The sequence below is a fragment of the Moorella thermoacetica genome, assembly GCF_001267405.1.
Classification (GTDB): domain Bacteria; phylum Bacillota; class DSM-521; order Neomoorellales; family Neomoorellaceae; genus Neomoorella; species Neomoorella thermoacetica.
The window spans coordinates 1,061,733-1,087,472 of the sequence record NZ_CP012369.1; the positions used below are offsets into that span (position 1 = coordinate 1,061,733).

24 protein-coding genes, 1 tRNA gene and 1 pseudogene are annotated in these 25,740 nt (G+C 55.7%); 3 read left to right on the forward strand and 23 right to left on the reverse strand.

Annotated elements, in window-relative coordinates:
• Positions 1-18 precede the first annotated feature (18 nt).
• The 4 genes from MOTHE_RS05340 to MOTHE_RS05355 all read right to left on the reverse strand — a co-directional run bounded on the left by MOTHE_RS05340 (position 19) and on the right by MOTHE_RS05355 (position 5,528).
• Positions 19-723 (reverse strand): ATP-binding protein, encoded by a 705-nt coding sequence (locus MOTHE_RS05340; protein ID WP_011392652.1) that lies wholly within the window; start codon positions 721-723, stop codon positions 19-21.
• A gap of 77 nt (positions 724-800) precedes the next feature.
• Positions 801-3,530 carry a UPF0182 family membrane protein gene (locus tag MOTHE_RS05345; protein ID WP_011392653.1) on the reverse strand — a complete coding sequence of 910 codons (2,730 nt, stop codon included), beginning with the start codon at positions 3,528-3,530 and terminating at the stop codon, positions 801-803.
• A 187-nt stretch (positions 3,531-3,717) separates the two neighbouring features.
• Positions 3,718-4,647 (reverse strand): D-alanine--D-alanine ligase, encoded by a 930-nt coding sequence (locus tag MOTHE_RS05350; protein ID WP_011392654.1) that lies wholly within the window; start codon positions 4,645-4,647, stop codon positions 3,718-3,720.
• Positions 4,644-5,528 (reverse strand): PHP domain-containing protein, encoded by an 885-nt coding sequence (locus tag MOTHE_RS05355; protein ID WP_162490054.1) that lies wholly within the window; start codon positions 5,526-5,528, stop codon positions 4,644-4,646. The genes MOTHE_RS05350 and MOTHE_RS05355 overlap by 4 nt, the downstream gene beginning before the upstream one ends.
• A gap of 137 nt (positions 5,529-5,665) precedes the next feature.
• Here MOTHE_RS05355 and MOTHE_RS05360 point away from each other — a divergent pair.
• Positions 5,666-5,741: transfer RNA gene (locus MOTHE_RS05360), tRNA-Trp, on the forward strand.
• 287 nt (positions 5,742-6,028) lie between these two features.
• On the opposite strand, the gene fusA is transcribed toward MOTHE_RS05360, so the two are convergent.
• Positions 6,029-8,071 (reverse strand): elongation factor G, encoded by a 2,043-nt coding sequence (gene fusA, locus MOTHE_RS05365; RefSeq protein WP_011392656.1) that lies wholly within the window; start codon positions 8,069-8,071, stop codon positions 6,029-6,031.
• A 191-nt stretch (positions 8,072-8,262) separates the two neighbouring features.
• Here fusA and MOTHE_RS05370 point away from each other — a divergent pair, with 191 nt between their 5' ends.
• Positions 8,263-9,807, forward strand: coding sequence for a putative polysaccharide biosynthesis protein (locus MOTHE_RS05370; protein ID WP_011392657.1), 1,545 nt, complete (start codon positions 8,263-8,265; stop codon positions 9,805-9,807).
• On the opposite strand, the gene surE is transcribed toward MOTHE_RS05370, so the two are convergent.
• The 8 genes from surE to MOTHE_RS05410 form a co-directional block, all read right to left on the reverse strand.
• Entirely contained in the window at positions 9,768-10,550 is a 783-nt protein-coding gene (surE, locus tag MOTHE_RS05375) for a 5'/3'-nucleotidase SurE (RefSeq protein WP_011392658.1), read from the reverse strand. The two genes, MOTHE_RS05370 and surE, sit on opposite strands and share 40 nt — an antisense overlap.
• Positions 10,551-10,552: 2 nt before the next feature.
• Entirely contained in the window at positions 10,553-10,708 is a 156-nt protein-coding gene (locus tag MOTHE_RS05380) for a YpmA family protein (RefSeq protein ID WP_011392659.1), read from the reverse strand.
• An 18-nt stretch (positions 10,709-10,726) separates the two neighbouring features.
• Complete coding sequence (locus MOTHE_RS05385) at positions 10,727-11,620, reverse strand: tetratricopeptide repeat protein (protein ID WP_025774625.1); 894 nt, start codon at positions 11,618-11,620, stop codon at positions 10,727-10,729.
• An 87-nt stretch (positions 11,621-11,707) separates the two neighbouring features.
• Positions 11,708-12,175 (reverse strand): Fur family transcriptional regulator, encoded by a 468-nt coding sequence (locus tag MOTHE_RS05390; RefSeq protein ID WP_011392661.1) that lies wholly within the window; start codon positions 12,173-12,175, stop codon positions 11,708-11,710.
• Complete coding sequence (locus tag MOTHE_RS05395) at positions 12,165-13,151, reverse strand: hypothetical protein (RefSeq protein WP_011392662.1); 987 nt, start codon at positions 13,149-13,151, stop codon at positions 12,165-12,167. Before MOTHE_RS05395 ends, MOTHE_RS05390 begins: the two co-directional genes overlap by 11 nt.
• Positions 13,152-13,166: 15 nt before the next feature.
• Positions 13,167-14,129: an acyl-CoA dehydratase activase gene (locus MOTHE_RS05400; RefSeq protein ID WP_011392663.1), complete on the reverse strand. Its 963-nt coding sequence runs from the start codon at positions 14,127-14,129 to the stop codon at positions 13,167-13,169.
• Positions 14,104-15,216 (reverse strand): 2-hydroxyacyl-CoA dehydratase, encoded by a 1,113-nt coding sequence (locus tag MOTHE_RS05405; RefSeq protein WP_011392664.1) that lies wholly within the window; start codon positions 15,214-15,216, stop codon positions 14,104-14,106. The genes MOTHE_RS05400 and MOTHE_RS05405 overlap by 26 nt, the downstream gene beginning before the upstream one ends.
• On the reverse strand, positions 15,213-16,199 hold the full coding sequence (locus tag MOTHE_RS05410; RefSeq protein WP_011392665.1) for an acyl-CoA dehydratase activase-related protein: 987 nt from the start codon (positions 16,197-16,199) through the stop codon (positions 15,213-15,215). The genes MOTHE_RS05405 and MOTHE_RS05410 overlap by 4 nt, the downstream gene beginning before the upstream one ends.
• Before the next feature lie 140 nt (positions 16,200-16,339).
• Between MOTHE_RS05410 and MOTHE_RS05415 the strand changes: the two genes are divergently transcribed.
• The gene (locus MOTHE_RS05415; RefSeq protein WP_011392666.1) at positions 16,340-16,690 is read left to right on the forward strand and encodes a TIGR04086 family membrane protein; all 351 of its coding nucleotides are present in this window, start codon (positions 16,340-16,342) and stop codon (positions 16,688-16,690) included.
• A 151-nt stretch (positions 16,691-16,841) separates the two neighbouring features.
• Here the strand turns inward: MOTHE_RS05415 and MOTHE_RS05420 are convergent, their stop codons facing one another.
• From MOTHE_RS05420 to MOTHE_RS14010, 10 genes and pseudogenes are all read right to left on the reverse strand, one after another.
• A complete protein-coding gene (locus tag MOTHE_RS05420; protein ID WP_011392667.1) occupies positions 16,842-17,312 on the reverse strand; it encodes a hypothetical protein in 471 nt (156 codons plus the stop codon).
• 224 nt (positions 17,313-17,536) lie between these two features.
• Positions 17,537-20,302 carry a helicase C-terminal domain-containing protein gene (locus MOTHE_RS05425; protein WP_011392668.1) on the reverse strand — a complete coding sequence of 922 codons (2,766 nt, stop codon included), beginning with the start codon at positions 20,300-20,302 and terminating at the stop codon, positions 17,537-17,539.
• 28 nt (positions 20,303-20,330) lie between these two features.
• Positions 20,331-20,717 carry a biotin/lipoyl-containing protein gene (locus MOTHE_RS05430; RefSeq protein WP_011392669.1) on the reverse strand — a complete coding sequence of 129 codons (387 nt, stop codon included), beginning with the start codon at positions 20,715-20,717 and terminating at the stop codon, positions 20,331-20,333.
• Positions 20,714-20,938 (reverse strand): hypothetical protein, encoded by a 225-nt coding sequence (locus MOTHE_RS05435; RefSeq protein ID WP_053094756.1) that lies wholly within the window; start codon positions 20,936-20,938, stop codon positions 20,714-20,716. Before MOTHE_RS05435 ends, MOTHE_RS05430 begins: the two co-directional genes overlap by 4 nt.
• A 19-nt stretch (positions 20,939-20,957) precedes the next feature.
• Positions 20,958-22,511, reverse strand: a complete 1,554-nt coding sequence (locus tag MOTHE_RS05440; RefSeq protein ID WP_011392670.1) for an acyl-CoA carboxylase subunit beta — start codon at positions 22,509-22,511, stop codon at positions 20,958-20,960.
• Between the two features lie 222 nt (positions 22,512-22,733).
• Positions 22,734-23,747, reverse strand: coding sequence for a thiamine-phosphate kinase (gene thiL, locus MOTHE_RS05445; RefSeq protein ID WP_011392671.1), 1,014 nt, complete (start codon positions 23,745-23,747; stop codon positions 22,734-22,736).
• Between the two features lie 69 nt (positions 23,748-23,816).
• Complete coding sequence (locus tag MOTHE_RS05450) at positions 23,817-24,371, reverse strand: tetratricopeptide repeat protein (protein WP_011392672.1); 555 nt, start codon at positions 24,369-24,371, stop codon at positions 23,817-23,819.
• 188 nt (positions 24,372-24,559) lie between these two features.
• Positions 24,560-24,730 (reverse strand): annotated as a pseudogene (locus MOTHE_RS14360) (hypothetical protein); the annotation flags it as partial.
• 35 nt (positions 24,731-24,765) lie between these two features.
• Positions 24,766-25,377, reverse strand: a complete 612-nt coding sequence (locus MOTHE_RS05455) for a DUF3786 domain-containing protein (protein ID WP_053094757.1) — start codon at positions 25,375-25,377, stop codon at positions 24,766-24,768.
• Positions 25,378-25,567: 190 nt separating this feature from the next.
• The gene (locus MOTHE_RS14010) at positions 25,568-25,699 is read right to left on the reverse strand and encodes a hypothetical protein (RefSeq protein ID WP_255302974.1); all 132 of its coding nucleotides are present in this window, start codon (positions 25,697-25,699) and stop codon (positions 25,568-25,570) included.
• Between the last annotated feature and the right edge of the window lie 41 nt (positions 25,700-25,740).

Sequence of the window (25,740 nt, forward strand, 5' to 3'; positions counted from 1 at the left end):
ATCCACTGGTTCCAGTTTTTAAGATGCAGGTAAATGGATGCTGAAACAACTCCCCTCTCCCACTTTACTTTTAACCTTTATTTTACCACCATGGCCCTTGATGATACGGTTGCTTAAGGTTAAACCCAGGCCGGTGCCATTTTCCTTGGTGGTATAAAAGGGCTCAAAAATTAGCTTGAGCTGATCCGGGAGGATCCCGGGACCAGTATCACTAATGGTGGTAACTACCTCCTTCGCTTTTTTATCTAAATAACAGCAGACGGTTACCTTGCCCCCCGGACCGGCAGCGTGGAGGGCGTTGGAAGTGAGGTTCAGGATCACCTGTTTAATCTGGGCGGGATCCAGGCATAAAAGGGGCAGATCATGGGCCAGGTGTTGCTCCAGTTTTACTTCATTCATGATGGCTTCCTGCTCCGCCAGGAGTAAAGCCTCGGTCACCAGCTGGTCGAAGGATACTATCTGCAACTGGGGTTGAGAGGGTTTGGACAGGGAAAGGAATTCCTTAATAATATTATTTATGCGATCGAGTTCGTCCAGCATGATTTCGAAGTATTCCTGTTCTGGTGCCCCGGGGTCGTATTTACTCCGGAGTAATTGGAGAAACCCCCTGATAGAAGTCAAGGGATTACGGATTTCATGGGCCATACCAGCGGCCAGTTCACCGATGATGGCCAGCTTTTCTGTTAGATATTCCCGATCTTCTTCCGGAAAGGAATAAACCATGATCCTCTCACTCCCTGGAACTCGGCCTGAAAAATATTAGTTCCACACCATGTTCAATTTCTCCTTCCCGGTGATTATCATTCAGCTACTTTTTGTCCCATCTCCTGGAGGACCTGCTCCAGCTTTTTCAGGTTTTCCCCGTAACCGGCCCAATCACCCTGTTTTAGCCTGTCCTGGGCTTCGCTATAGAGGCGGTTGGCTTCTTTGATGAGTTCCGACAGGTTACCTGGGCTGCCTGTTGCAGCCTGGGATGGCGGTTGAGGACTGGCGGCGGGTGCAGGTGTCTGGGTACCGAAGATGACCTGCAGGGCCCCGGCCAGGGTGTCGGCCATGGCTATTTTTTCTTCGTAAGCAACTACCACCTGGCGCAGTTCAGGTAATTTACTTTCCTGGGCCTGGAGGAAGATTGGCTCTACATAAAGCAGGGAGCCTTTAATGGGGATTACCAGAAGATTCCCCCGGATGACCTGGGAGCCATGCTGGTCCCAGAGGGTTAGCTGCTGGGAGATACGCGGTTCCTGGTCGATACGGGCTTCGACCTGCATAGGGCCATAAATAGAGCGGTTTTTAGGGAACTGGTATAACAAAAGCTGGCCGTAATGGGGACCATCATTGCGGGCTGCTAGCCAGGCTATCATATTGACCTTACGGGCTGGTGTAAAGGGAAGCATTAAGATATACTCCGCCTGTGTTTCCCCGGGTAAACGCATCAGGGTGTAATAGGGATCCATGGCCTGGCGTTTATCGCCGACCATTTCCTCAGCTATACTCCAGGCATCCTCTTTGTTATAAAAAAGCATGGTGTTTTCCATATGGTAGTTAGTCAACATCTGGGCCTGGATGCTTAAAAGGTCGGGGGGATAACGCAGGTGCTGCTGCAGCCCGGCCGGCATGTCTTCCCGGGGCTTGAATAGCCCGGGGAAAATTCTGGCCAGGGTTTGGGCCAGGGGGTCTCCCGGGTCAACAAGATAGTAGTCAACACTACCGTTATAAGCATCGATAACCACCTTGACAGAGTTGCGAATATAATTGAAGCCGCCGCTGTTTGGTTCGGAATAGGGATACATATTAGTAATGGTATAGGCGTCTAGGAACCAGTAAAGGCGGCCCCCGGCAACAACCAGGTAGGGATCAGCGTCATAGCGCAAATAGGGCATGATCTTCCGCACCCGTTCCTGGATATTGCGGTAATAGAGTATCTTACTCTGGGGAGTTAGCCCGTTGCTCATCAGCAGCCGGTAATCGTGAAAGCGAAAAGCGAAGACCAGCCGCCGCCAGGGAGTATTAATGGGAACCCCGCCTCTTCCCTGATATCGGGTTTCAACGAAATTATCTTCTCCCGTGACAGGGTAATCAAATTCAGCTGCCGTACCGCCGGTAATGACATAATCACCGGTCAGTTCACCGTAATAGATCCGGGGCTCATTAACCTGGAGGCCGGCACTGCTGTGAAAGGGCAGGTCGCCGGCGATAAACTCCGGCTGGCCGCCGGCAGTAACGGTGTTGGCCGGGTTCATGGCCAGACCGTAGCCGTGGGTATAGCGCATTTTTTCGTTGATCCACGTCCGGGCCCGGTCAGGCAATTTGTTCTGGTCCAGTTCCCGGGCCGCCAGCATGACCTGCCGCTCCCTGCCATCCAGGGTGTAGCGGTCGACATCGATATCCTTAAAACTATAATAAGAACGGATCTCCTGGAGCTGGCTGTAGGTTTGCTCCAGGGGTCGGTAATCCCACAGGCGGATGTTGTCCAGGGTGGCCCCTTCTTCCCTCAGACTGGCGGGGGTCAAGTTGTCCAGAGCCGGGAATTCCTGGATGGTGATCCTGTCCAGTCCATAGGCCCGGCGGGTAAAGTTAATATTATAGCGCAGGTAGGGCTCCTCCCGGGCGAACTCGTTGGGCTCGACCTGGAATTTTTGCACTGCCAGGGGTACAGCTATCACCAGCAGGAAATAGGCGGCCATAAAGGATAGAATACCGGCACTGACTAGCTTTAGGTTACGGCGAAAGGCGTTAAGGACAATAATCAGGCCGCAGGCTACGGCTACCCATCCCAGGATGTTATAGCCAGGAAGGAGGGCGTGGATATCGGTATAGCTGGCGCCGAAGGCCACACCCCGGGATGATCGAACCAGATCAAGGGCCTGCAAGCGGAACCCCCAGGCTTGAATTAGAAAGAGTAGGGCTACCAGGGTGGAAAAATGGACCAGAGGACGGGAAAAATGGCCCCGCCGCAGGCCCAGGAGCTCCCGCGGGTTAAAGATGAAGTAGAAGAAGCCGGTGACCAGGACGGCCCCAACCACAGCCGTTATCAGCAATTTATAGAGAAAATGGTAAAGGGGCAGTTTAAAGATATAGAAACTAACATCCCTGCCAAAAAGGGGATCGGCAAGGCCGAAGGGGGTGGCCCTGAGGTACTCCTGGACCACCAGCCACTTACCGGCGGCCAGGGGGCTGAAGATGAGGGCCCCCGCCAGGCTTAGTAAAAGATACAGGATACCCAAACGCCTGCTGGTAATAAAACGGTCGATGAGGTATTCCTTTAAAGTCCAATTTTCCCGCCCTTCAGGAGGCGATAGGTGGAGGCTTTTACGGGTAAAAAGGAGGTTTAGATAAAAGAAAAGGAAGAAAAAGGCTATAGTCCCCAGGCGTATTCCCACTTCCGATAGCAACCGGGTAAGGAAGACCTGGCGGTAGCCCACTTCGGCAAACCAGTACCAGTCGGTCAGGAAGTGGGAGCCCAGGTAGGCTGCGACCAGGAAGCCCGGGATTATAATTAAAAGACAGAACCATAAACGATTTAATTTCATGCCGAATCCTCCTGCAGGGTTGTCCTCTATATTTCGTCATGGAGCAAGGGTATTCCTCCCTCCCCTCCTCATAAAAGAAAAACGCCCCGCCATCATTCCCAGGTCCGGGGCAAATCAGACGTCCATGCAGCCAGGCGGCATTAGCAGAGGATAAAAATGGTACTGATATACTATTTTCAGGTTGGTTTCAAGGCTCCAGGGCCAGGTCGACGATTTTCTGGACCAGATCCGGAAAATCCAATCCTGCCGCCCGGGCGGCGTCCGGTACCAGGCTGGTGGCGGTCATCCCCGGGACGCTATTGACTTCAATGACCTGGGGCTCCCGGCCCCCCGCCACGATAAAATCCACCCGGGCGAAACCGCGGCAACCCAGGAGGGCATAGGTCCGGCCGGCCAGGGAGGTAGCTGCTGCCAGGACGTCATCCGGCAATCGGGGCGGGATAATATGATCACTCAGGCCGGGGGTGTACTTGGCCTGATAATCATAAAAGCCGGTATGGGAGACGATTTCTATTAAAGGCAAGACCTGGGGTTTCCGGTTCCCCAGGACGGCAGCCGTGATCTCCGGGCCTGCCAGGTAGGCTTCGGCCATAAAGGAAAGGTCATATTTCAGGGCCCCGGCTATGGCCGGCTCCAGTTCCCCTTCTTCCCTGACGATAAAGGTGCCAATGGTGGAACCCTGGGTCGGGGCCTTAATGACCACCGGCAAACCTAGTTCCTTTAATATCGCCGCCTTTATCTCTTTCTTGCCGGTGGCGTATTCAGCACCGGTCCAGGCTAAAAATTTGGGGGTGGGGATACCGGCCTGGAGCAGGACGCGTTTAGTCATAATTTTATCCATTGTTATGGCACTGGCCAGGACGCGGCTGCCAGTATAAGGCAGGCCCAGGACCTCCAGCAGGCCCTGGACAGAACCGTCTTCCCCGGGTTTACCGTGGAGGGCGTTAAAGACAACGTCGGGGGCGAAGTTTTTTAACCTGGCTACTACCTCCCTGTTCAGATCTATAGTTATCACCTGGTGACCCAGGCCGGACAGGGCGGCGGCAACGGCAGACCCGCTTTTTAAAGAAATCTCCCTTTCGGAAGAGGGGCCACCCATTAGGACGGCAATTTTCATCTTAAAAATGAGACCTCCCCAGGGGAAATATTGGCGCCCGGCGGTTGGTGCTTACTTAACCCGGCCAGCATGGCAGCAGAAATACCCATGGTCCCAAGTGCCACCGGCGCATATAGGCCATGAAAATCAGTACCGCCGGTTATCAGGAGGTGGCGTTCCTTGGCCAGGCGGTAGTAGGAATGGATTAACTCCCGGCGTTTACTCCCTAGATAATAATAGAATACTTCCAGGCCGTCAATGCCCTCTTCCAGGATGCAATTGACCAGGGTATCATCATTGATTAGGCCGGGATGGGCCAGCACGCTTATCCCCCCGGCTGCATGGATCAGGGCTACAGCTCTGGGTAAGGGATTACCTTCGTAAGGAATGTAGGCCAGACCTCCAGGTCCCAGGTAGCGACGCAGGAATTCAATGGTTTTTTCCTGGTTGTCGATATAACCGCAATGTCTTAGAACCTGGAGGATATGGTTTTTCCCCAGGACACCCCCGGGGGGAATCAGGGCCTCAACCTGTTCCCAGCTGATATTAAAACCAAGGTTTTGCAGGCGGCGAATAACCTGGCGGGCAATTATCCGGCGCTCCCGGCGGATTTCCTCCAGGGCGGAGGCCAGTACCGGGGCCGTGGGGTCGAAATTATAGCCCAGGAGGTGGATTTCCCGCCCCCGGAAGCTGGTGACCATCTCAATACCGGGGAGGAGCTCCAGGCCGAGTTCCCGAGCCTGGTTGTACACCTGGATATAACCGGAAAGGCTTTCGTGATCGGTAAAACTAAGGGCCTTGAGACCTTTCTGCCTGGCAAGCTCCAGGATTGCTGCCGGCGCCAGGCTACCGTCCGAGGCCAGGGTGTGGATGTGGAGGTCGGCATAGACCAAAGACAACACCTCGAGATACTTGACATTATATCTATATTCGCCTTATGTCAAAAGAAACCTGCCTGATGATAAATCCGGTTATATTTTACTGAGTGATCGCGATGTCTTGACTCTAGGCAGTAAAGGGTTTATAATAAAGTTGCTGTAGGGGTGTAGCTCAACTGGTAGAGTAGCGGTCTCCAAAACCGTTGGTTGCGGGTTCGAGCCCTGCCACCCCTGCCATAAAAAATTGGATTTTCAAGTGTTGTAGGGTTTTGGATGGCGTAGCTTCCACCTACGCCATCCAAACTGCAAACAAACCGCAAACAACTGCATTTTAGAGTTCGCCAGCTTGAGAAAGCTGGTTTTCTTTTTGCCCTAATTTCTCCCTCTCTGCTCCGCTTAAATTTCCCCATTCCATACCCCTGGTTAGCATTGGCCAATTCATACCGATACTGTCGCCTACACTTTGAGCTTATTGAGTAAAGCCCCCTCCGTAGAGGGGGCAATGGTACTGGTAGACTTCTTCGTTACTCTTCCTTTTTAGCTTTAGCCTGCTGGATGATCTTCTCAGCAATGCTGGCCGGGACCTCTTCGTACTGGGCAAAATCCATTTTAAAGTGGCCGCGGGCCTGGGTGATGGACTTCAAGTCAATAGCGTAACGGTACATTTCTGCCAGGGGAACCTGGGCGCGGATGACCTGGTTTTTACCCTGGGGTTCCATACCCAGGATACGGCCGCGGCGGCTGTTTAAATCGCCCATAATGTCGCCCATAAACTGTTCAGGTACCGTTATCTCCACGTTCATTATGGGCTCAAGCAACACCGGTTTGGCCTGTTCTACTGCTTTGCGGAAGGCCAGGCCGGCAGCAACCTTGAAAGCCATTTCAGAGGAGTCAACCGGGTGGTAAGAACCGTCGGCCAGGTTGACCTTGATATTAGTCACCGGGTAGCCGGCCAGGATGCCTTCCTGCATGGCCTCGCGGATACCCTTCTCAACCGCCGGGATATACTGGCGCGGCACGGCGCCGCCGAAGATGGTCTCGGTGAATTCAAATTCCTTATCCGGCAGGGGAGCCATGTCGATAAAGACGTGGCCGTACTGGCCGTGGCCGCCCGTTTGTTTTTTATGCTTACCTTCTATATGGTTAACTGCGGCGCGAATGGTTTCCCGGTAAGGTACTGTGGGGGTGCTCATTTCCACCTCCACGCCAAATTTGCGCTGCAGCCGTTCCAGGGTGATATCCAGGTGGGATTCTCCCATTCCGGTGAGGATGGTTTCCCTGGTCTCGGTATTTTTGTTCAGGCGCAGGGTGGGGTCTTCCTCCAGCAACCGCGCCAGGGCGTTGCTGAGTTTATCTTCATCGCCCTTGCTCTTAGGTTTGATGGCCACCGGCAGGGTCGGTTCCGGGAAGTCAATACCTTTCAGGCGGACCGGGTTGGCTTTGGTGGTAAGGGTGTCACCGGTGGTGGTAACCTGGAGTTTGGCTATAGCTCCTATATCCCCTGGTTTCATCTCCGTGACCGGCAGCTGGTTTTTGCCCTGGAGGGAGAAGAGCTGGCCGATTTTTTCCTCGCTTTCCCGGTTGACGTTGTAGACCGTGGAGTCGGATTTCAGAACGCCGCTATAGACCCGGAACATGCTTAATTTACCAACATAGGGATCGGCTATGGTCTTAAATACCAGGGCAGCCAGGTTCTCACCCTCGAGGGCGGCGGCATCCTTGCCGGTAGCTTCAACGGGGGAAGGTAGGTAGTTTATTATATAGTCCAGGACGGGTTTGACAGCCATATTCTTCCAGGCTGAGCCGCAGAGAACAGGAATGGCCTTGCCTTCGGCAACGGCTTTTTTCAAGCCGGAGCGGATTTCTTCGCTGGAAAGTTCTTTTCCGTCCAGGTATTTCATCAGCAGTTCATCATCGCCTTCGGCAGCAGCTTCAATCAAGGCTTCCCGCAGGCTGGCAACCTCATCGGCATATTCCGCCGGAACTGGTATCTCTTTTTCACTGCCGTTATCGTAGGTATAGGCCTTTTGGTTGAGGATATCGATAATTCCGGTAAAGTTTTCCGCCTCGCCTATGGGCAACTGGACAGGGACTATATGGCCGCTCAAACGCTCTCGCATCGATTCCACAGCTTTCTGGAAATTGGCGTTCTCCCGGTCCATTTTATTTACATAGGTGATCCGCGGCAGATGATGATTGTCCGCCGTTTCCCATACAACCTCTGTCTGGACCTCTACCCCGGCCACAGCGCTAACTACTACCAGCAGACTATCTACCACCCGCAGGGCGCCTACCACCTCGCCAAAGAAGTCACTGTAACCGGGGGTATCCAGTAGATTTATCTTATTATCCTGCCACTCGGCCACGGCCAATGCGGAGTTGGTAGTAACCTTGCGCTTAATTTCTTCGGGAAGGTAGTCGGTTACAGTATTACCCTCGTCAACCCGCCCCAGGCGTTTGGTAGCACCGGCGTTATAAAGGAGCGCTTCCGTCAGGCTGGTCTTACCGGCACCGCCGTGGGCGACTATAGCTACGTTCCTGATGCTGGTACTGGGGTAAACCTTCATTAAAATTAGCCCTCCTCATCCTTCATCGGTTAACAAAAACTTAATAAGGAATATATTTGCCTTCCCTTTGAAAAAATCCTCTTTTTTCGGCGAAATATTTTTTGCTGAGGCAGTTTTTACTTTTCCCTATAAATGGTTCTTCTAAACATTAAGGATCCGGAATAAGCATAATAGGACGAGGGGTGAAAATTATGGCAGGGGTATCCATCTGGCAAGGGACAGTTATCCTGATGGTGGCCAGCTTATTGAACCGCATCCTGAGCTTTGGCTACCGAATGCTGGTTGTGCGCTACATAGGGGCCGAAGGTATGGGCCTCTATGAAATGGTTTTCCCTTTTTATAGCCTGGTGCTTATGGTCACTACCGCCGGCATACCCGTTGCCCTGGCTAAACTAACAGCCGAAAGGATAGCCCTGGCCCGCTGGGGACAGGTACGCAGCGTCTTTCGCCTATCCCTTATTTTTTTGACCCTTAGCGGCTTACTGGCCGCCTTGGTGTTGTGGCGGCTGGCTCCCTTTTTAACCGGCAGGATGTTTGCCGATACCCGGGTTTACCAGGCCTTTGTGGTGATGATCCTGGCCCTGCCGGTAGTCTGTATTTGTTCGGCCTTTCGGGGCTACTTCCAGGGCTGGCAGTTGATGCGACCGGTGGCTCTGGCCCAGGTTGTTGAACAGGTTGTGCGGGTGAGTGCCGGGTTTTTCCTGGGCATTTATTTGCTCCCCTACGGCGTGGCCATGGCTGCGGCCGGCCTGGCGGCAGGTATGGTTTTGGGAGAACTGGCAGGCCTGGGGATTAGCGTCTTTATCTTTAACCTGGCCCGGCCGTATTACGATATCGCTGCCGACCAGACAGGCTCGTTGAAAGCAGATATTCTTCCCCTGGTCCGTTTGGCCATCCCGGTGATGCTGGCCCGTATGGCCGGAGGTATTATGTTAACTATTGAAGCCTTGTTAATCCCTCGCCAGCTCCAGGCCTGGGGGGTGACCATGCGGGAGGCCACAACCATTTACGGCCAGTATGCAGGCATTGCCTTTACTTTGATATACCTGCCCATGGTTATCACTGTGGCCCTGGCCATGACCATGGTGCCCGCCATTTCTGAGGCTAGGGCAGTTGGGGATTGCGATTTATTAAATAAACGCTGCCGGCAGTCTTTAAAGATGACTATTTATAGCAGCCTGCCCTTTGCCATAACCTTTTACCTCTTTGCCGCCCCCATTTGCGGCCTTATCTTCGCCACTCCTGAGGCCGGTATACCCCTGAAAATCCTCGCCTGGGGGAGTATCTTTATCTACCTGGAGCAGACTACCGTGGGCATCCTGAATGGCCTGGGGTCCATGTCTACCATCCTCTGGACGACTGTCGCCGGAGGTATTGTCGACCTCCTGGGGATCTATTACCTGACGCCGGTGCTGGGTATTGCCGGCGCCGCCCTTGGGGTAAACCTGGGAACTGCCGTTACCGCCATCCTGAACCTTCTGGCCCTGATCCGGCAGACCGGTTTTCACCTGGACTTCCGGACCTTTGTTTACTGGCCAGCCGTAGCCGGGGCGGGAATGTTCCTTGGGGCTTCCCTTCTCTGGCGGCTGCTGGTAGCTACACCGGAACCATGGCGCCTGTTCCAGACCCTGGCCGGTAGCAGTTTGTTTTACCTGCTGATTCTCCTGGTAGCGGGAGAAATATCCCCCGGGCACTTTTACCTATTCCCCTGGCCGGGCCAGAGGAACGACAAATAAGCTGCCAGCTCCTGCTGATAGGAGTAATTGGTAAGGTCGAGGTGCAGGGGGGTAATGGAGATCCTTCCCTGCCCCAGGGCGCCGATATCGGTATCCGGTTCCTGGTCCAGGTCTTCTACCTCCCCTGCCAGCCAGTAGTAAGCCCGCCCCCGGGGGTCCAGACGGCGAGTAATGGTATTGCAGTAGCGACGCCGTCCCAGGCGGGTAATGGCCAGGCCCTTTATCTCCCCTGGCGGCAGGCAGGGAATGTTCAGGTTTAACAGGGTCCCCGCCGGGAGACCCCGTTTAATTATCACTCCTGCCAGGCGGCTCGTAAAATCAGCGGCAAAGGAAAAATCAACCCCGCCCTCCCCCGCCAGGGATACAGCCAGGGAAGGCCGGCCGTTGATACAGCCCTCCAGGGCCCCCGAGACGGTACCGGAATAGAGGACATCCGTACCCAGGTTGGCTCCCATGTTAATGCCGGAGACAACCAGGGATGGTTCTTCATCCAAGAGGGCATCCAGGGCCAGTTTAACGCAATCGGCCGGGGTGCCGTTGACGGCCAGGGCCATCTCTACGGGTCCCTCCCAGGTAACCTCCGTAGCCCGCAGGGGTTTATGCATGGTGATACCGTGGCCAATGGCACTACGCTCCTTTTCCGGAGCTACTACTGCTACCCTACCTACCCTGGCCAGGGACCTGCTCAGGGCTTTGATACCCGGGGCGTTGATGCCATCGTCGTTAGTAACCAGGATTAGCAAAGCTACACCTCGTAAATGGAAAGGGTCATGGTCTGGCTACCGGCGTCCCGGGACAGGCCGAACATTAAATTATAATCCTTTAGGGTTTTATTCAGCAGGTCGACGACCTTGTAGAGTTCATCATTAATGGTGAAGCTCCTGGTGGCCAGTAAACGCATACGACATCCCTTCTCTACTTAATTTTCGCCGCCGGAAGTCAGGCCCCAAGCACGGTTATAGCAACCGGCGGCCGCGCCGGTGTCACCTGTGGCTTCATAGATGGTTCCTAAAAGTTGCCAGGCAGGGCGGTGCTCCGGATAAAGGCGCAACAACCCTTCCACTATCTTGCGGGCAGTTGCCAGATCGCCCAGTTTCATTAAACAGGCGGCATAGTTTTGCCGGATCTGTGGCTCCCCTGGCTTCAGGGCCAGGGCCCGGGCATAGAGGGGCGCCGCCAGGTAGCACTTCCCCAGGGCTTCCAGGCAGGCGGCCGCGTTGTTTATTATGGAGACATCCTCTGGCAGGAGCCGCAGGGCCTTTTCAAAACAGGTGACGGCCTCCGGCCAGCGGCGGCACCTGGCCAGGGCGGCAGCCAGGTTTCCGATAATCTCTCCTTCAGCGGGGGCCAGGGCCAGGGCCTGGCGGTAATAATCCAGGGCCTCTTCCGGGCGTTCCAGCTGGACCAGGCAAACGCCCAGGTTATTGAGGAGATCGACATCCCGGGGCTGGTATTTCCAGGCGCGGTAGAAGCACCGGTAGGCCTCCGCCCACTGCTCCAGGCGCTGGTAGCAGCCACCAGTGTTAATTAAGATGTCGATGTTCCGTGGAGCCAGCTTCAAGGCTGTTCGATAACAATCCAGGGCTGTCTCTAATTCCCCCAGGCGAAGGTAACAGTAGCCTAGATTGTTCCACCAGCCAGGGATGCGCTTCCTGGTACGGAGGATTTCTTTGTAAAGCAGGGCTGCTTCTCCATAGCGCCCCTGTTCCATTAGCCGCCAGGCCTGTTCATCAAGCGGCTGGTCGATATGGTGGGCAAGGGTTACCGTCCCTCGGCTGCGGTTACAGGGTGGATTCTGGACAGGACTGGACATTTCCATCGCTCCCTTTCATATCCATCCTGTCCTTATTTTTCGCCCTTGTCTATGACAATTCCTTCCATATATGCCAATAATCGTACGTCAAATATCTCCTGAACCCGACTTATCCTCGCTTTTAGCGGCACATTCCCGACAATAGCCGTAGAATTTCAACTGGTGGTCGGTGATCTGAAAACCAGTTTTTCTGGTTAACAAGTTTTCCAGGGATTCCAGTAAATCGGCGTCAAATTCCTGAACTCGGCCGCATCCCAGGCAGATCATATGGTGATGGTGATGGGCCTCGTGCTGGACCATTTCGTAGCGGGTGCGGCCATCACCAAAATTGATCTTGGTTAAAATGTCGAGTTCGGCCAGGAGGTCCAGGGTACGATAGACGGTAGCCAGGCCGATATCGGGATGCTGGCCTTTAACAATATTGTAGACCTCCTCGGCGCTCAGGTGTTCAGTGGCATGCTCAAGGAAGGTTTTCAGGATTACCTGACGCTGGGGCGTTACCTTATATTCCGATTGTTGGAGTTTTTGACAGATAGCATTGAGTTTATTTTTCATGATACACCTGGTCGTTAATTACTGCCAGGGCTTCGGTAAACCCCTGGCCCGCCAGGGCCAGCTCCGGTTGAGTGGCAATTTTTAATTCACCCTGGTGACGGCAATAGAGGTTCCGGGCCCCCAGCCGGGAAATTGAGCCGGTTGCGACGACGGTAGGATTTTTGATTATCACCCTTAAGGGCGGCTGGCTGCCCCCTTGCAGGTCTATTTCCACCGGGTAATTGATTCCGTCCCGGTTTTCTTGTTCGTAAACCTGGACAACCAGGTTACCGCTGGACAGTACCTGCTGCCGGTCCTTAGCGAGGTACATGGCGGTTATTTCCTGGCCGCTATACAGCCGGTTGCCCCGAAAAGCGGCCCACAGGAAGGTGTAATCATTGGCGTAAAACCGCCCCAGGTAAGCTCCGCTCAGAGCCTGGGCCAGGGGAAAATTGTAGCGGCGGTGGTCGTGATAACCGTAACCTTTGAAGTTCTTTTTGTCGCCCGCCACCTTGAGGGTACCGCTGACCTCGGCCCGTGGCACGGGTACACTCCAGATAAAATATTTATTTCCCTTCTCGCCGTAGTTAATCCGGCCGTCTCCGGGTTGCCACCCCGGTAGGAGGGGCTGGTACTTCAGGTCCAGATCCATCTCCCCCTCCTTCCACTGCACTTCGAAGCAATCTCCTGCCTGGCGAATATGGGTGGAGCCTATCTGTAAATCCAGGTGGGTACTGGCAGCTGTAAAGGGGGCTGTTATATCCCGGGTTAACACTTCCTGGCCGGTCCTGGCTAGGGTAAGGCGGGCCCGTCCCTCACCGTCATAAACTGCCAGGAGGAGGTTCAGATAGGTGCCGTCTTCGGCTGCGGCTTCATAGAACCAGCTCTCCTCTTCACCAGCCTGCCCCTGGTAGGCATTGCCGGCAGCACTCAAGGGCTGGTCGGGCAGGGCATTGAAATTGGTATCCTGCCAGAAGGAAAAGGTGCTCTCGCGCATACAGCATTACTCCTTTCATTCACCCAGGGTATCCCATTTGCCACAGCGACTGCCCCAGCGGGCAATTAACTGCCCGTCGGCTTCGATGTTGACAATTTCACACAGGTTGGAACATCCCTGGCAGATAAAACTCCGGGCCTGGTAGTCCTCCTCGGAAACCTCAAAGCCCTTGAATCTTGTTCCCGGGTGTTTGGCTACATAATCCCGGGCCAGGAGGGCTGCCCCCAGGGCGCCCATAACGGCAAAGTGACGGGGAACGATGATCTCCTGCCCCAAGGCCTTGGCGAAGGCAGCCCGGATTCCGGCATTGGCAGCCACCCCGCCCTGGAAGACAATGGGCGGCAGGATCTCCTTACCTTTGGCGACATTGTTCAGGTAGTTGCGAACCAGGGCCTCACACAGCCCGCCAATGATATCTTCTGTATTGTGCCCCATCTGCTGTTTATGAATCATATCGGACTCGGCAAAGACCGTACACCTGCCGGCAATACGCACCGGGTTGCGGGATTTTAGAGCCAGGTCGCCGAAGTGTTCAATGGGAATCCCCAGCCGGGCCGCCTGTTGATCCAGAAAGGACCCTGTACCGGCGGCACAGACGGTATTCATGGCAAAATCGGTAACTACTCCCTGGCGTAGGATGATAATCTTCGAGTCCTGGCCCCCAATCTCCAGGATGGTCTGGACATCCGGGACCTCCTGGCGGGAAGCGACGGCATGGGCGGTAATTTCGTTTTTGATAATATCTGCGCCGATAATTGCTCCCGCCAGGGTGCGGCCGCTGCCGGTAGTACCGGCTCCGGCTATCTCGACATCCCCGGGGAGGGCTGCCATCGTCTGGCGCAGGCCCTCCTTGATGGCCTGGATAGGCTGGCCGTGGGTCCTTAAATACAGGCTGCTTAAAATCTCTCCTGTGGCGCTAATGACTACCACGTTGGTGCTGACGGAACCGACATCAATACCCAGGTAACAGGGCTGCATTACTCCTTGCCTCCATTTGCTCGCGACGCTGGCGTAAAAGATCGACAAAGGCTTCCAGCCGGGTCTCCACCCCGGCCCGGCCGGTTTGCTCATCAATGGTCAGGCTTAGGACAGGTATATTAAAATCACGGCTCACCCGGGGCAGGATGCTCTTGGCCACTATTTCCGGAATGCAGGTGAAGGGGGCCAGCTGGATGACGCCGTCGAAACCGTTTCTGGCGTAGAGAATAGTTTCGCCTACACTGCTCTGGCCGTGGCCGCCGACAAACTGGTTGAGATAGGGGTGGGCTATCTGGCGAATGTCCTCGGTGCCATGGGCCAGGACGTCGGTGGTGGTATAGTTGGTCAGGTAAATGGAGCGCTTGGTGATAACCCCCATTTCTCCCAGGGTTTTTTCAATATCAAGGTTCATGAAGGGTTCGAGCAGGACATAAATCTCGCCTACGATGCCGATCCTTAAAGGGCGGCGCTCTTCATCCCGGGGCACGGATTGGAGCAATTGCCGGCATTCTTCCCTGGCAGCGGCTATCTCCTTGCTGCTTCGGGCCCGGTCGATGATTTCCAGACACTGGTTAAAGGCACGGGTGGTAGCCCCCCGTTTGATCTCATAGGGACGGGTGACGGTGGCCATTTGCTCCAGTTCGTCCAGGAGCTTTAGCTTGGCCCAGGCTCGGCGGACGACATCGATAAAGGCCAACCACGAGAGGCGGGCTTCCTTGAGTACTCGCCGCAATTTCCAAAAGAAGGGCCCCAGGCCCGTCAGGGGTGGATCGAAGATAAAAAGCTCAAAGTTATAGCCCAGGTTGCGGAGGATCTTCTCGTGGAGGAGGCCATAGAGGCCGGCCCGGCACGGTCCTACCCCTCCCGAGGTTATAATCATCTCAGCCCCCCGGTTCAACACCTCCAGGTAGGTGCCCAGGACGGTTTTAAAGGGGATACAGGCAAACTCGGGTGCGTACTGGACCCCCAGGTCCAGGGTGGCCGGACTTGGGTTGGCCGGGACGATGGCTTCGAAGCCCATGTCCTCCACCAGCTGTTTAAAACCCAGGTAGGAATATCCCATGTGGGCAAAGGATACCTTTTTCACCGGGCGGCCCTCCTTTGCAGCAGCATATCGACGAAGGCTTCTAGGCGGGTGCTTACGCCGGCATCCCCTGTTTGTTCATCGATACAAATAGACATAAAGGGCATTTTCCCCTGACTATAGTTGCGGATGTCCAGTTCCATGATTTTGTCCACCATGGCATCAGGGCCACAGCCGAAGGCAGTGACATGGATGATCCCATCTAAATCGCCCTGCTGGAGGTAGTTATAGGTAGCCCCTACGACCAGGCTGGAAAAATGCCAGAAGAGGCGTCGCGGGAGACGCCTGCTCAACCGGTAAAGGCGGGCCTGGGGGACCATCTCCAGGGTCAGGATATTAACCCCCATCTTTCTGAGCTTGGCAATGATATTCAGGCTGATGTAGCCGTCATAAACCTGGTAGGGGTAACCCAGGACCGCCAGATTCAGGGATCCCGGTCGCAGGGGAGCTGGTTCAATGGGTTCGCCCCGCAGTTTAGCCATGGCCTCCAGGGGCAGGTAACCCTTGAGGAGTAAGCCCTCAAAGGCCTGCTGGTGGTGACTGCCTTCCAGGTAGGCGGTCCAGGCTAGGCGGCGGCTGAACCCCAGAAGTTCGGCCACCCCCCGGCAGGTCGGCCATAAACCCCAAAGGTTGCGGCCAGCATCGACCTGAAGGTCGATAATCGGGGGCAACTTATCCAGTGTAGCCCTTACCATATCGGGTAACCCTAAAAACTTGGGACAAAAGGTAGTGCGCCGGTTAAGCCTGACCATACGGGGAATAAAAAGGGCATCGACTTTATCCTTCAGGGCCAGGACATGGCCGTGGTAAAGTTTTATGGGAATACAAGCGTCGGCTACCGCTTCCCGGGCCCCGTCGTCCAGGATAGCCTTGGTAGTCGTGGGCGAGGTGACGACCTCCACCCCCAGGCGATTGAAATAAGCTTGCCAGAAGGGAAAATGGCTGTAATATATTAAGGCGGTGGGAAAGCCGATATGTAAGGACAAAGATCTACCCTCCTGCTCAACTCTCCTGCCTAAATTTCGACGTCCATTAAAAAAAACCTGCCGGGTTACTTCAAGAGACAGGTATTTTCTCCAATGGTCAGGCATAGGGATAAGTTGAAGAAGGAGAGGGAGGTGTCAGCTTGCCGCGAGCAATCCTAACGGGCCTGTTATTTTCCCTATTAACCGGGATCTTTCTGGCACTTGTAGCAGGGGTACTCCTTATATTTACCCCCCTTTCCGAGGGCCTGTTGCCCCTGATGGCCAGCGTTATCCTGGCCCTGGCCGTCTTTAGCGGTGGTCTGCAGGCAGCCAGGATAGCTTCAGCCCGGGGTTTCATCCAGGGAATGGGGGTCGGTCTTTCCTTCTTCCTGGTAACCTTGGCCCTGGGCTGGACGGCGTCCCCCCTCATTCTGGCGGCCGCTGGCAAAAAGCTGGGACTATGTCTGCTGGCCGGGGCCATGGGGGGTATGGCCGGGATGGCTGGGAGGTAGGCTAGTGCCCGTAGATTATAAAAAGCCAGTAAAGTAGCCCTCCGGCCAGGAGGCCCAGTCCAAAAATAAGGCGAAAACGGGGACTCCCGGGCGGAGTGAACCCGTCAGGCCAGAGGGCCTGCTTTTTTTTATGGTTACAGGAATGCATCCTTTATCCCTGCTCTTCGATGGCCTGGATTTTCCACTGGCCCTGCTGGTTTAAAAGAAAGATCTTCTGGCGGATAGAGAAGGTGCCTTTGCTGGTAGAAACCCATTCAGCGCTGCCCCGGGCCCAGGCTGTACCGGCCTTGAGATCCACCTCCTGTTCATTTATTAAGAAAAAGACGAATTTCAGGGAGGGATCCTGCTGCCGGAGTCTTTGCAATTGCTGGATAAAGGGCCTACCGGCCAGGGCGGCCTGGAATTCGGGGACTACCAGGGAACGACAGGTTTCTTCCCGCCCCTCTTCCAGGGCATGGTAGAAATTATAGATTACGGCAAATGGTTGGGCCTGTTCCTGGACCCCGGCGGTAGCCGGCAGAGCGGATTCCATGACCCGGTCGCTGGGAAAAAGGGCAAACCACCCCCAGGTCAGGCCGATACCCAGGAATAAGCCCAGGCTGAAATACTTGCAAGCACGCATCCTCCCCACCTCCATGGTTAATTTTAGTGGCGGGAAGGTTCTTTTATGCTAAAAAAGAAGAGAGGTTACCCCCCTCATTCCTGGTGCAAAACTTTTTTCAGCAAGCGTTTAAGAAAAGACGGCAGGGGAATAAAATAAACCTTCATCCTGGTCACCTCACTTTTCAACTTCCTCCTTAACTATAGTATTAAGGCGGCAGGTAAAAAGTGAATGGCGCCAGGCCATCAACCCTGAAACCATGTTTTTATCCGGGAGGGAGCCCCGGCGGGGTCAACCTCCTCAAGGGTTACTGGCGGCAGGGACTGGATAAAAAGGCGGCCGTACCGCTGGGAGAGGAGGCGCTGGTCAAGGATTACCAGTACTCCTCTGTCGCTGGCCCGCCGGATCAGGCGACCAAACCCCTGGCGGAAACGAATAATCGCCTGGGGTAGACTCAGGGTGGCAAAGGCATTCTGTCCCCGGGCGGCCAGGTGTTCCATCCGCGCCGCCAGGGTCGGTATGCCCGGGGAGGGGAATGGTAAACGCGGGATGATGACGCAGCGAAGCAGATCCCCGGGCAGGTCGATACCTTCCCAGTAGCTGTTGGCCCCCAGAAGGACAGCCCGGGGAGTCTGGATGAATTCTTCCAGCAGGCGGGAACGGCTGCCGTCTATTCCCTGGGCCAGGACCCGGTAACCGCTGCCGTTGAGGTCGGCGCTTAAAAGTTCGTAGACTTCCCGTAAAAAACGGTGGGAGGTACAGAGAACCAGGGAACGGCCGCCGACGGCCGGGCAGATGGCTGTCAGGACCGGGGTAATAGCCCGGGCATAGTCGGCATCCTTTAACTGGCCCGGGTTGGGCAGCCCTCTAATAGAACAAACCAGGGCCTGCGACCGGTAGTCAAAGGGTGAGGATACCTGGCAGCTGACGACCCTGTCGGCTGGCAGTTCCTGGAGGCCGGTCTGCTGGTGGTAATAATCAAAGCTATTGTTGACTGTCAGGGTGGCCGAGGTCAGGATCACAGCCTGCTTGCGGGAAAAGAGAAGTTCTGCCAGCAGGGGACCAATATCCAGGGGGGCGGAGCGTAAGATATACTGGCCATGGTTATTCTTTTCCAGCCAGCTGACGCTGGTGGCCGGGTCGGCATCAAGGATCTGCCCCAGATCATAGCTGTACTGGGCAACAACGGCGGCGAAATTACCGGCATCGGCAGCAAACTCGCCGGCCCCGGCAGCGCTCAATAACTCCGAGAGGCGCTCCAGGCGACTGGCCAGGCCGCTGAGGTTTTCCTCCAGGCTCCCGAAGACTGACAGCAGGTTGTCCCAAGCAGGGGTTTCCTTTAAACGGCTGGTGAAACGCAGGGTATAACCCGCCTCTTCCCAGCGGGCGGCATCACTTAACCTGCCCAAGCTCTCCCAGAACTCCTGCCAACCGGCCAGGGTTGCTGTTACTGTTAGTTCCATATCCTCCAGGAAGTCTGCCAATTCAAGGTTCCCTTCCGGAGGTAAACGGCGGGCGAGATTGCGGACCCGACCCAGGAAGCTATAGGCCTGCTCACCCCGGCCCAGGCGGCGAAAGAAAAGCTCACAGCTGGCCTGGCTGACACTGCTCCCCAGGTGTTCGGTAGCCGCCTCCTCCAGGTGATGGGCTTCATCGATAATCAGGTAGGGGTAGTCAGGCAGGACCTGGTTGTTTAAGCGGATATCGCTCAGTAAAAGGGAATGGTTCAAGATCAGGATATTGGCAGCCTCAGCCTCCCGGCGGGCGGCATTGACAAAACATTCATCGTTGAAGGGGCAGGCGCTACCGGTGCAGGTCTCGGTATCGGCCGCCAGGGCAAATTTGAAGCCTTCTTCTTCCGGGGTAAGTTTCATTTCGCTCCAGTCGCCGCTGGTTGTTACCTCCAGCCAGCGTAAAACCCGCATGGCGAAGAGACGCTCTGCCTCCCCGGCCGGCGGGTTGGCCAGGTAGTCCCGCAACTTCCGCCTGCAGATATAGTTGCTCCGTCCTTTAACCAGGGCCGCCTTAAAGGAAAAGGGCAGGAGTTCCCGTAGCTGGGGCAGGTCCTTCTGCCAGAGTTGTTCCTGCAGGCTGATGGTATGGGTGGCAATGGCTACCCTCTTTCTCTGGCTACAGGCCCAGTAAATCGCCGGCAAAAGGTAGGCCAGAGATTTGCCGGTCCCTGTGCCGGCTTCTACTGTCAGGTAGTGATTGCCGGCCAGGGCCGAGGCTACAGCCCTGAGCATTTCCACCTGCTGGGGACGGTATTCATAACCTGGTATCTGCTCGGCCAGCAGACCCCTGTGGTCCAGCATGGCTACCAGGTCGTCGACATTAAAGGCCGGCAAGGTTCCAGACTGCGGGGAGGGTACCCTGGTCGGGGCAAATAACCCGGTAGCGGCCACTTCAAAATGGCTGGCTGGCGTTCCCTGAACCAGAGCAGCCCGGAACCAGGACTGGAGGCCGACCGGGGCTAGGTTCAGGAGTTTTGTCAGCAGGTTTTTGTCCAGTTCCAGGGTGGCCTGCCAGAGGTTCTCCAGGAGGCGGGCGGTAGTTAACACATCATCCAGGGCGCGATGATGGCCGGTAGCTTCGAGGGTCAGGTACTTGCTCATATAATCCAGGCGGTGAGAAGCCAGGCAGGGAAAGAGAATCCGGCTCAGGGCAAGGGTATCCAGCAGCGGGGAATGCCAGCCGTGGCCCAGGGCTTGGTTTAGGAAGGCCAGGTCAAAGGTGCCGTTATGGCCTACTGGGATGGCATCCCTGAATAAATCCAGCAACCCGGGCAAAACTTCAGGAAGGGGGGGCGCCTCGCGGACCATGGCGTCACTAATACCCGTCAACCTCTCGATGGCCGGGGGTATAGGCCGGCCCGGGTTCACCAGGGTTTGAAACTGGCGGGTAATGTTGCCTCCTTCCAGGCGGACGGCAGCAATCTCAATTATTCTGTCCCGGGCTGGATCCAGGCCGGTGGTTTCCACATCCAGGACGACATAAGTCTGGGGGAGCATTTAAATACACTTCCTCTTCGGAAACCGTTCAAGCCAAAGTAACCAGAGGCTGGCCGCTGCTGACGGTGGCTCCGGCCTCGACCAGCACCTCCCGGACAACCCCCCCGGCCGGAGCCGGGATCTCGTTTTCCATCTTCATAGCTTCAATTATCACCAGTACCTGGCCGGCAGTCACCCTCTGGCCGGGTTTAACTCTTACCTCCACTACCGTACCCGGCAGGGGAGCGGTAACGGTCCGGTTATCCCGCAGCGGCGGGGTGGGAGCTGCTGCCAGACGGCCGGATCGCGGGATAACCGCCGCTGCCGGTGGAGCCATCATAGCAGGAGAAACAGGCGGCCAGGCCGATTCCGGCCTTTCCTCTACTTCTACCTGAAAGGTTTCACCATTGACCGTTACTTGAAAATGCCTTTTCAAACCGCCGGTCTCCTCCTTTCGAAGGCCATGGAATTATTGATTAATTCCTGGCGACCGGCCAGGCTCCAGCGGCGCAAGGGCCGGTCCTGGGGCCGGATAGATGTGATTTGCCAGGAGGTCGTTGCGGGAGTCATATAAACGGCTACGGCGGCGGTGATGGCGGCTACGATTTCCGCCGGTATCATTGCCGGGCGGGGTGCTGTCTGGAGATAGGCTAACAAATCCGTTCCCTCCTTTTCCCTAGACAGGGAAGTTGCCGTGTTTTTTACCCGGGCGGCTTTCCCGTTTACTGAGCAGGGTCAGCAGGTTCCGGATCAAATGGGGGCGGGTCAGAGCCGGGTCGATAACAGCATCAACCAGCCCCAGGCCCGCGGCCACATAGGGGTTGGCAAACTTATCGCGGTAAGCGGCGACTTTTTCCTGCCGTACCCGGGCCGGGTCATCTGCCTGGCTGATTTCCTGGCGGAAGATTATATTAGCAGCCCCCTCGGGACCCATGACGGCTATTTCCGCTGTAGGCCAGGCAACGACATGATCGGCTCCCAGGGAGCGGGAGCACATGGCCAGGTAGGCACCGCCGTACGCCTTGCGCAGGACGAGGGTGAGTTTGGGTACCGTGGCCTCGGCGAAGGCATATAACAGTTTGGCCCCATGACGGATAATGCCTCCCTGTTCCTGTTCCACCCCGGGAAGGTAGCCGGGGGTATCCACCAGGGTCAGGAGGGGTATATTGAAGGCGTCACAAAAACGCACGAAACGTGCTGCTTTATCGGCGGCGTTGATATCCAGGCAACCGGCCAGGTACTGGGGCTGGTTGGCCACAATACCTATAGTATACCCCGCCAAGCGGGCCAGGCCAATAACCATATTGGCGGCATATTCACCTTGAATCTCCAGGAACAGGCCGTCATCAACCACTCCGTAGATGATTTCCTTCACGTTATACGGTTTATTAGGATCGACAGGCACCAGTGCCGCCAGGTTGGGATTCTGGCGCTCAGCCGGGTCAGAACTGGGCCTGAAGGGCGGGTCCTCCAAGTTATTGGCAGGTAAATAATCCAGCAGGGTGCGAATCAAGTGCAGGCAATCTTCTTCCGTTGGCGTCCGGAAGTGGGCCACCCCGCTCCTGGTGGCATGGGTGACGGCACCTCCCAGCTCTTCCGCGCTGACTTCTTCCCCCGTGACGGCTTTGATTACCTGGGGGCCGGTAATAAACATCTGGGCTGTATTATCAACCATAAAAATGAAGTCCATTAGCCCCGGCGAATAGACGGCGCCCCCGGCACAGGGGCCCATAATAGCGGCGATTTGGGGAATAACCCCTGAAGCATGGGTGTTGCGGCGGAAGATTTCCCCATAACCATTGAGGGCCGCTACCCCCTCCTGGATACGGGCCCCGCCGGAATCGTTCAAACCTATGACCGGCACACCGGTTTTCAGGGCTAGATCCATGACCTTACAGATTTTGGCAGCATGCATCTCCCCCAGGGAACCGCCCATAACGGTAAAATCCTGGGCATAGACGTAGACTGGCCGACCATTTATGGTCCCGGAACCGGTAACTACACCCTCACCAGGTGTTTCTATGTCCTGCATGCCGAAATCAGTGGCCCGGTGGCGCACAAATTGATCCAGTTCCAGAAAACTGCCGGGATCCAGCAATAGCTCCAGCCGTTCCCGGGCCGTTAACTTGCCGGCAGCGTGCTGCCGGGCTACCCGTTCTTCACCACCGCCGGCCATAACCCTGGCGCGCCTGACTTCCAGGTCGGCCAGCCTGGCCGTTATATCTTCCATGGTTTGACTATCCCCTTTCTTATTCCCTACCTCTTTATATTACCAGGTCATAAGGGTTGCTTGCAAGTACCTTCTTCTCAAAACCGTTCTTTCTTTGGCAGGCCTTGCCCGCCCTCCCTCCGTGGTCCCGGCTGCAAACGAAACCGAGCGGGAGTTTTCATTCTTGCGCAGCTGACTGCTTACAGCCATAGCGCCCCCGGATAAAGATCAGGGGCCCCAGGGTTATCTATCCAGCTGGAAGTGGTTATAACCCCCTGGCGTCAAGGGTAGCACTCGGCCGCTGTGGTTTATGGTAATACCCTCTTCTGCCGGGACGACCCTGCCGATGACCGTCACCGGCGTCCTGCAGGCCCGGTTCACAGCTTCCCGAACGGCGTCTACTTTATCCGGCCGGCAGGCCAGCAGGAGCTCAAAGTCTTCGCCGCCATAAAGGGCGTAATCCAGGGGCTCCTTATGGTATATAGCCGCCAATTGCCGGGTGGCCGGAGCGATGGGGATGGCCCCGGCCTCCAGGACTATTCCCACCCTGGAAGCCGTCGCCAGGGTATAGACCTCCGCTACCAGGCCGTCGCTGATGTCATCGGCCGCCGTGAGCCCACCGGCCTTCAGGGCGGCACGGATTTCCACTACCCGCGGGGTAGGCCGGAAGTGGCGTGCCCGGGCCCAGGCGATGACCTCCGCCGGGGCCGGGCGGGGACTGAGCAGGGTATCCAGACCTGCGGCAGAGCCCCCCAGGTCGCCGGTTACTAGCAGAATATCCCCGGGCTGGGCACCGTGGCGGTAGAGACAGGCATCATTTTCCACCCGTCCCAATATGGCCAGGTTGATTACCATGGCCCTGGGGGAAGAGACCGTGTCGCCACCAATTATATTTACTCCAAAACGCTGGCCACATTCCCGCAGGCCGGCGTAGAGCTCGTCCACAAACTCGACCTGCTGCTCCGGCCTTAAAGCCAGGGATACCAGGGCCTGTTCTGGTATCCCCCCCATGGCGGCAATATCGCTGACATTAACAGCCATGGTTTTATAACCTATTTCCCGGGGGGTAGCTGTGGCCAAGGTAAAGTGGATATCCTCCACCAGCATATCCGTCGAAGCCAGGGTCAGGAAACCAGGTTCTCCCTTTAATACGGCGGCGTCATCACCGATCCCCATAACTACCCTGGCCGGGTCCACTATGGCCCCGGCCTTTAAGCGTTCTATAAGTCCAAATTCCCCTACTTCTTTAAGTTCCAAGGCTTGCTACTCAACTCCTTTTCCAGGCTATTACCATCTTGCCATAAGTAAAGGGCCGGTGCAAGGTTTTTAACACCGGCCGGCAGGAACAAGTATTCTCTGAAGTAAAGCCAGGATATCCTGGAGGCGTTCCTTGATGAAGGCGTCCCCGGGATCAACCTCATGGGCAGCCCAGTAACTGGCCAGGGCCTGGGCAAAACGGCCGTGGTACTCGTGGATTACTCCCAGGGCTAGCTGCGCTTCCAGGTCCCGGGGATCGTTTTCTGCCCGGCGCAGGTAGACAAGGTACTTCTCCTCGTTTTCCAAAAAATCCTGTTCAAAAAAGGCACTCCCTATTTTAACCCGCCAGGCATAGGTGTCGTCCTGGACCTCGAAGGGGCAGCTACTATTGAAACGCAAACCGCGGTTTTTCAGGGACTTGCGGAAGTAACGGCAGAAGGCACAGCGGCCGTCATAACCCAGGCCCTGAATGCTCAATTCATTGTCCTTAAAGTTTATGCCGGCATAAGTGGGGATGCGTTCCCGGGCAAGTTCCAGATAGTAGTTGATGGTTTTGGCTTCACCGGCGTGCCGTGGTTTCAGGATTATCTGGCAGGTAGTCGGGTTGTTTCTTCCAGTAGTCATTACCTCTCCCCCATTCTCCTGCTACATCCTATGGTTGTGGAGGAGAGAAAATGACTGGGTAAATCATCCCCCGCCGGTGTCGGCAGGGGATGGCTTTAATTCTAATAACCGTGGTAACCAGCTAGAAGGGGGTCTTCCGGACCTGGCAGGCCAGGTATTGCCCCACCGGGCAGGGTGCCGCCGAACCTTCAAGGTGATAAAAAAGTTGCCTCCTCCCAGCCCGGACCATCTACTTTCCCGTCCGGCTCCAGGAGCAGGCTGGCGGTAAACTCCGGACGGCCATTACAACTGCGCCGTTCCGGGAGAATCCTTTCTCCCCCCAGGACCAGTTCGAGACGGTAGTCCCTTACGGCGGCTCCTAAACTGACGCTGGCGCCATGCTTGAGGGCGGCGTCTACCTCCCGGCCAGGTTTTTTAAGCGTTTAACCAGGTATTCCGCCAGGACGGCAAAGTCCTCGGTGGCCAGCATCTCAGGGGCCGAGGCGTCAAAGAGGATGGTGCCCCCGGGTGGGAATTCTTCATCTCCGGCCCAGATGACCAGCCGTACCGGTAAACAGGGAAAGGGGTTCAGTTCAACTGCAGCATCACCCTGGTCAACGGGCCTGCCACCCAGACCCTCCCCGGCCCGGAGGAGGCTGGCCGGCTGCGACCCGAAGGTGCGAATGAGGGGTAAGACGGCCCGGCCGTAAAAAGGCTGCTGGTAAATAAGACCACCGGGTAATTCTTTAAAGGATATCCATTGGCCCCTCAGGGCGGCACCAGGTCCCGTTAAGTAGTGCAGGATTAATACCTGGAAGCGGGGATCAACCGGCTCCCCGTTAGCTGTACTGACATCCCCGGCCGGGTGGGTTATGTGGTAAATTTCGTTTAGAGAAGGCAGGCTTAAAAAACCCTTTTCCACTTCCCAGCTGACCTTTTTGTATTTAGCTATCTCCTCTACCCTGATTTTAGCCAGGTCTACCTTCGCCCGGGCCAGGGTGACGTCCAGATTATAAGGCAGAGCCATGGAAAATACCCCTTTCTGGGTGATAAACCTCATTAATCGGCCCTGGAACAAAAAGTATTAAAATAAGCCCGCAATGAAAACCTGGTATTTTGCAGCTTCCGGAGGGCGGCAAAAAAGTTGGATTAGCAGCTAAAGTTTACCATACTTTAACCAAAAATAAAAGCCGGCTGGGTACCGGACTTTAGCTAAGCTAATGCAGGGGTACGACTATGCAGTTATTTTTTTCTTCTTCTTCATTTGCCAGGAGCTTTTCCAGCTCGTCGGCACTGACAAACCGGTAATCTACCTCTTCCCCCTTAATCCAGGTCAGCAGGTAATCCATAACCTCCGCCGCCTCCTCTTGGTATTTTGTATACACTATCC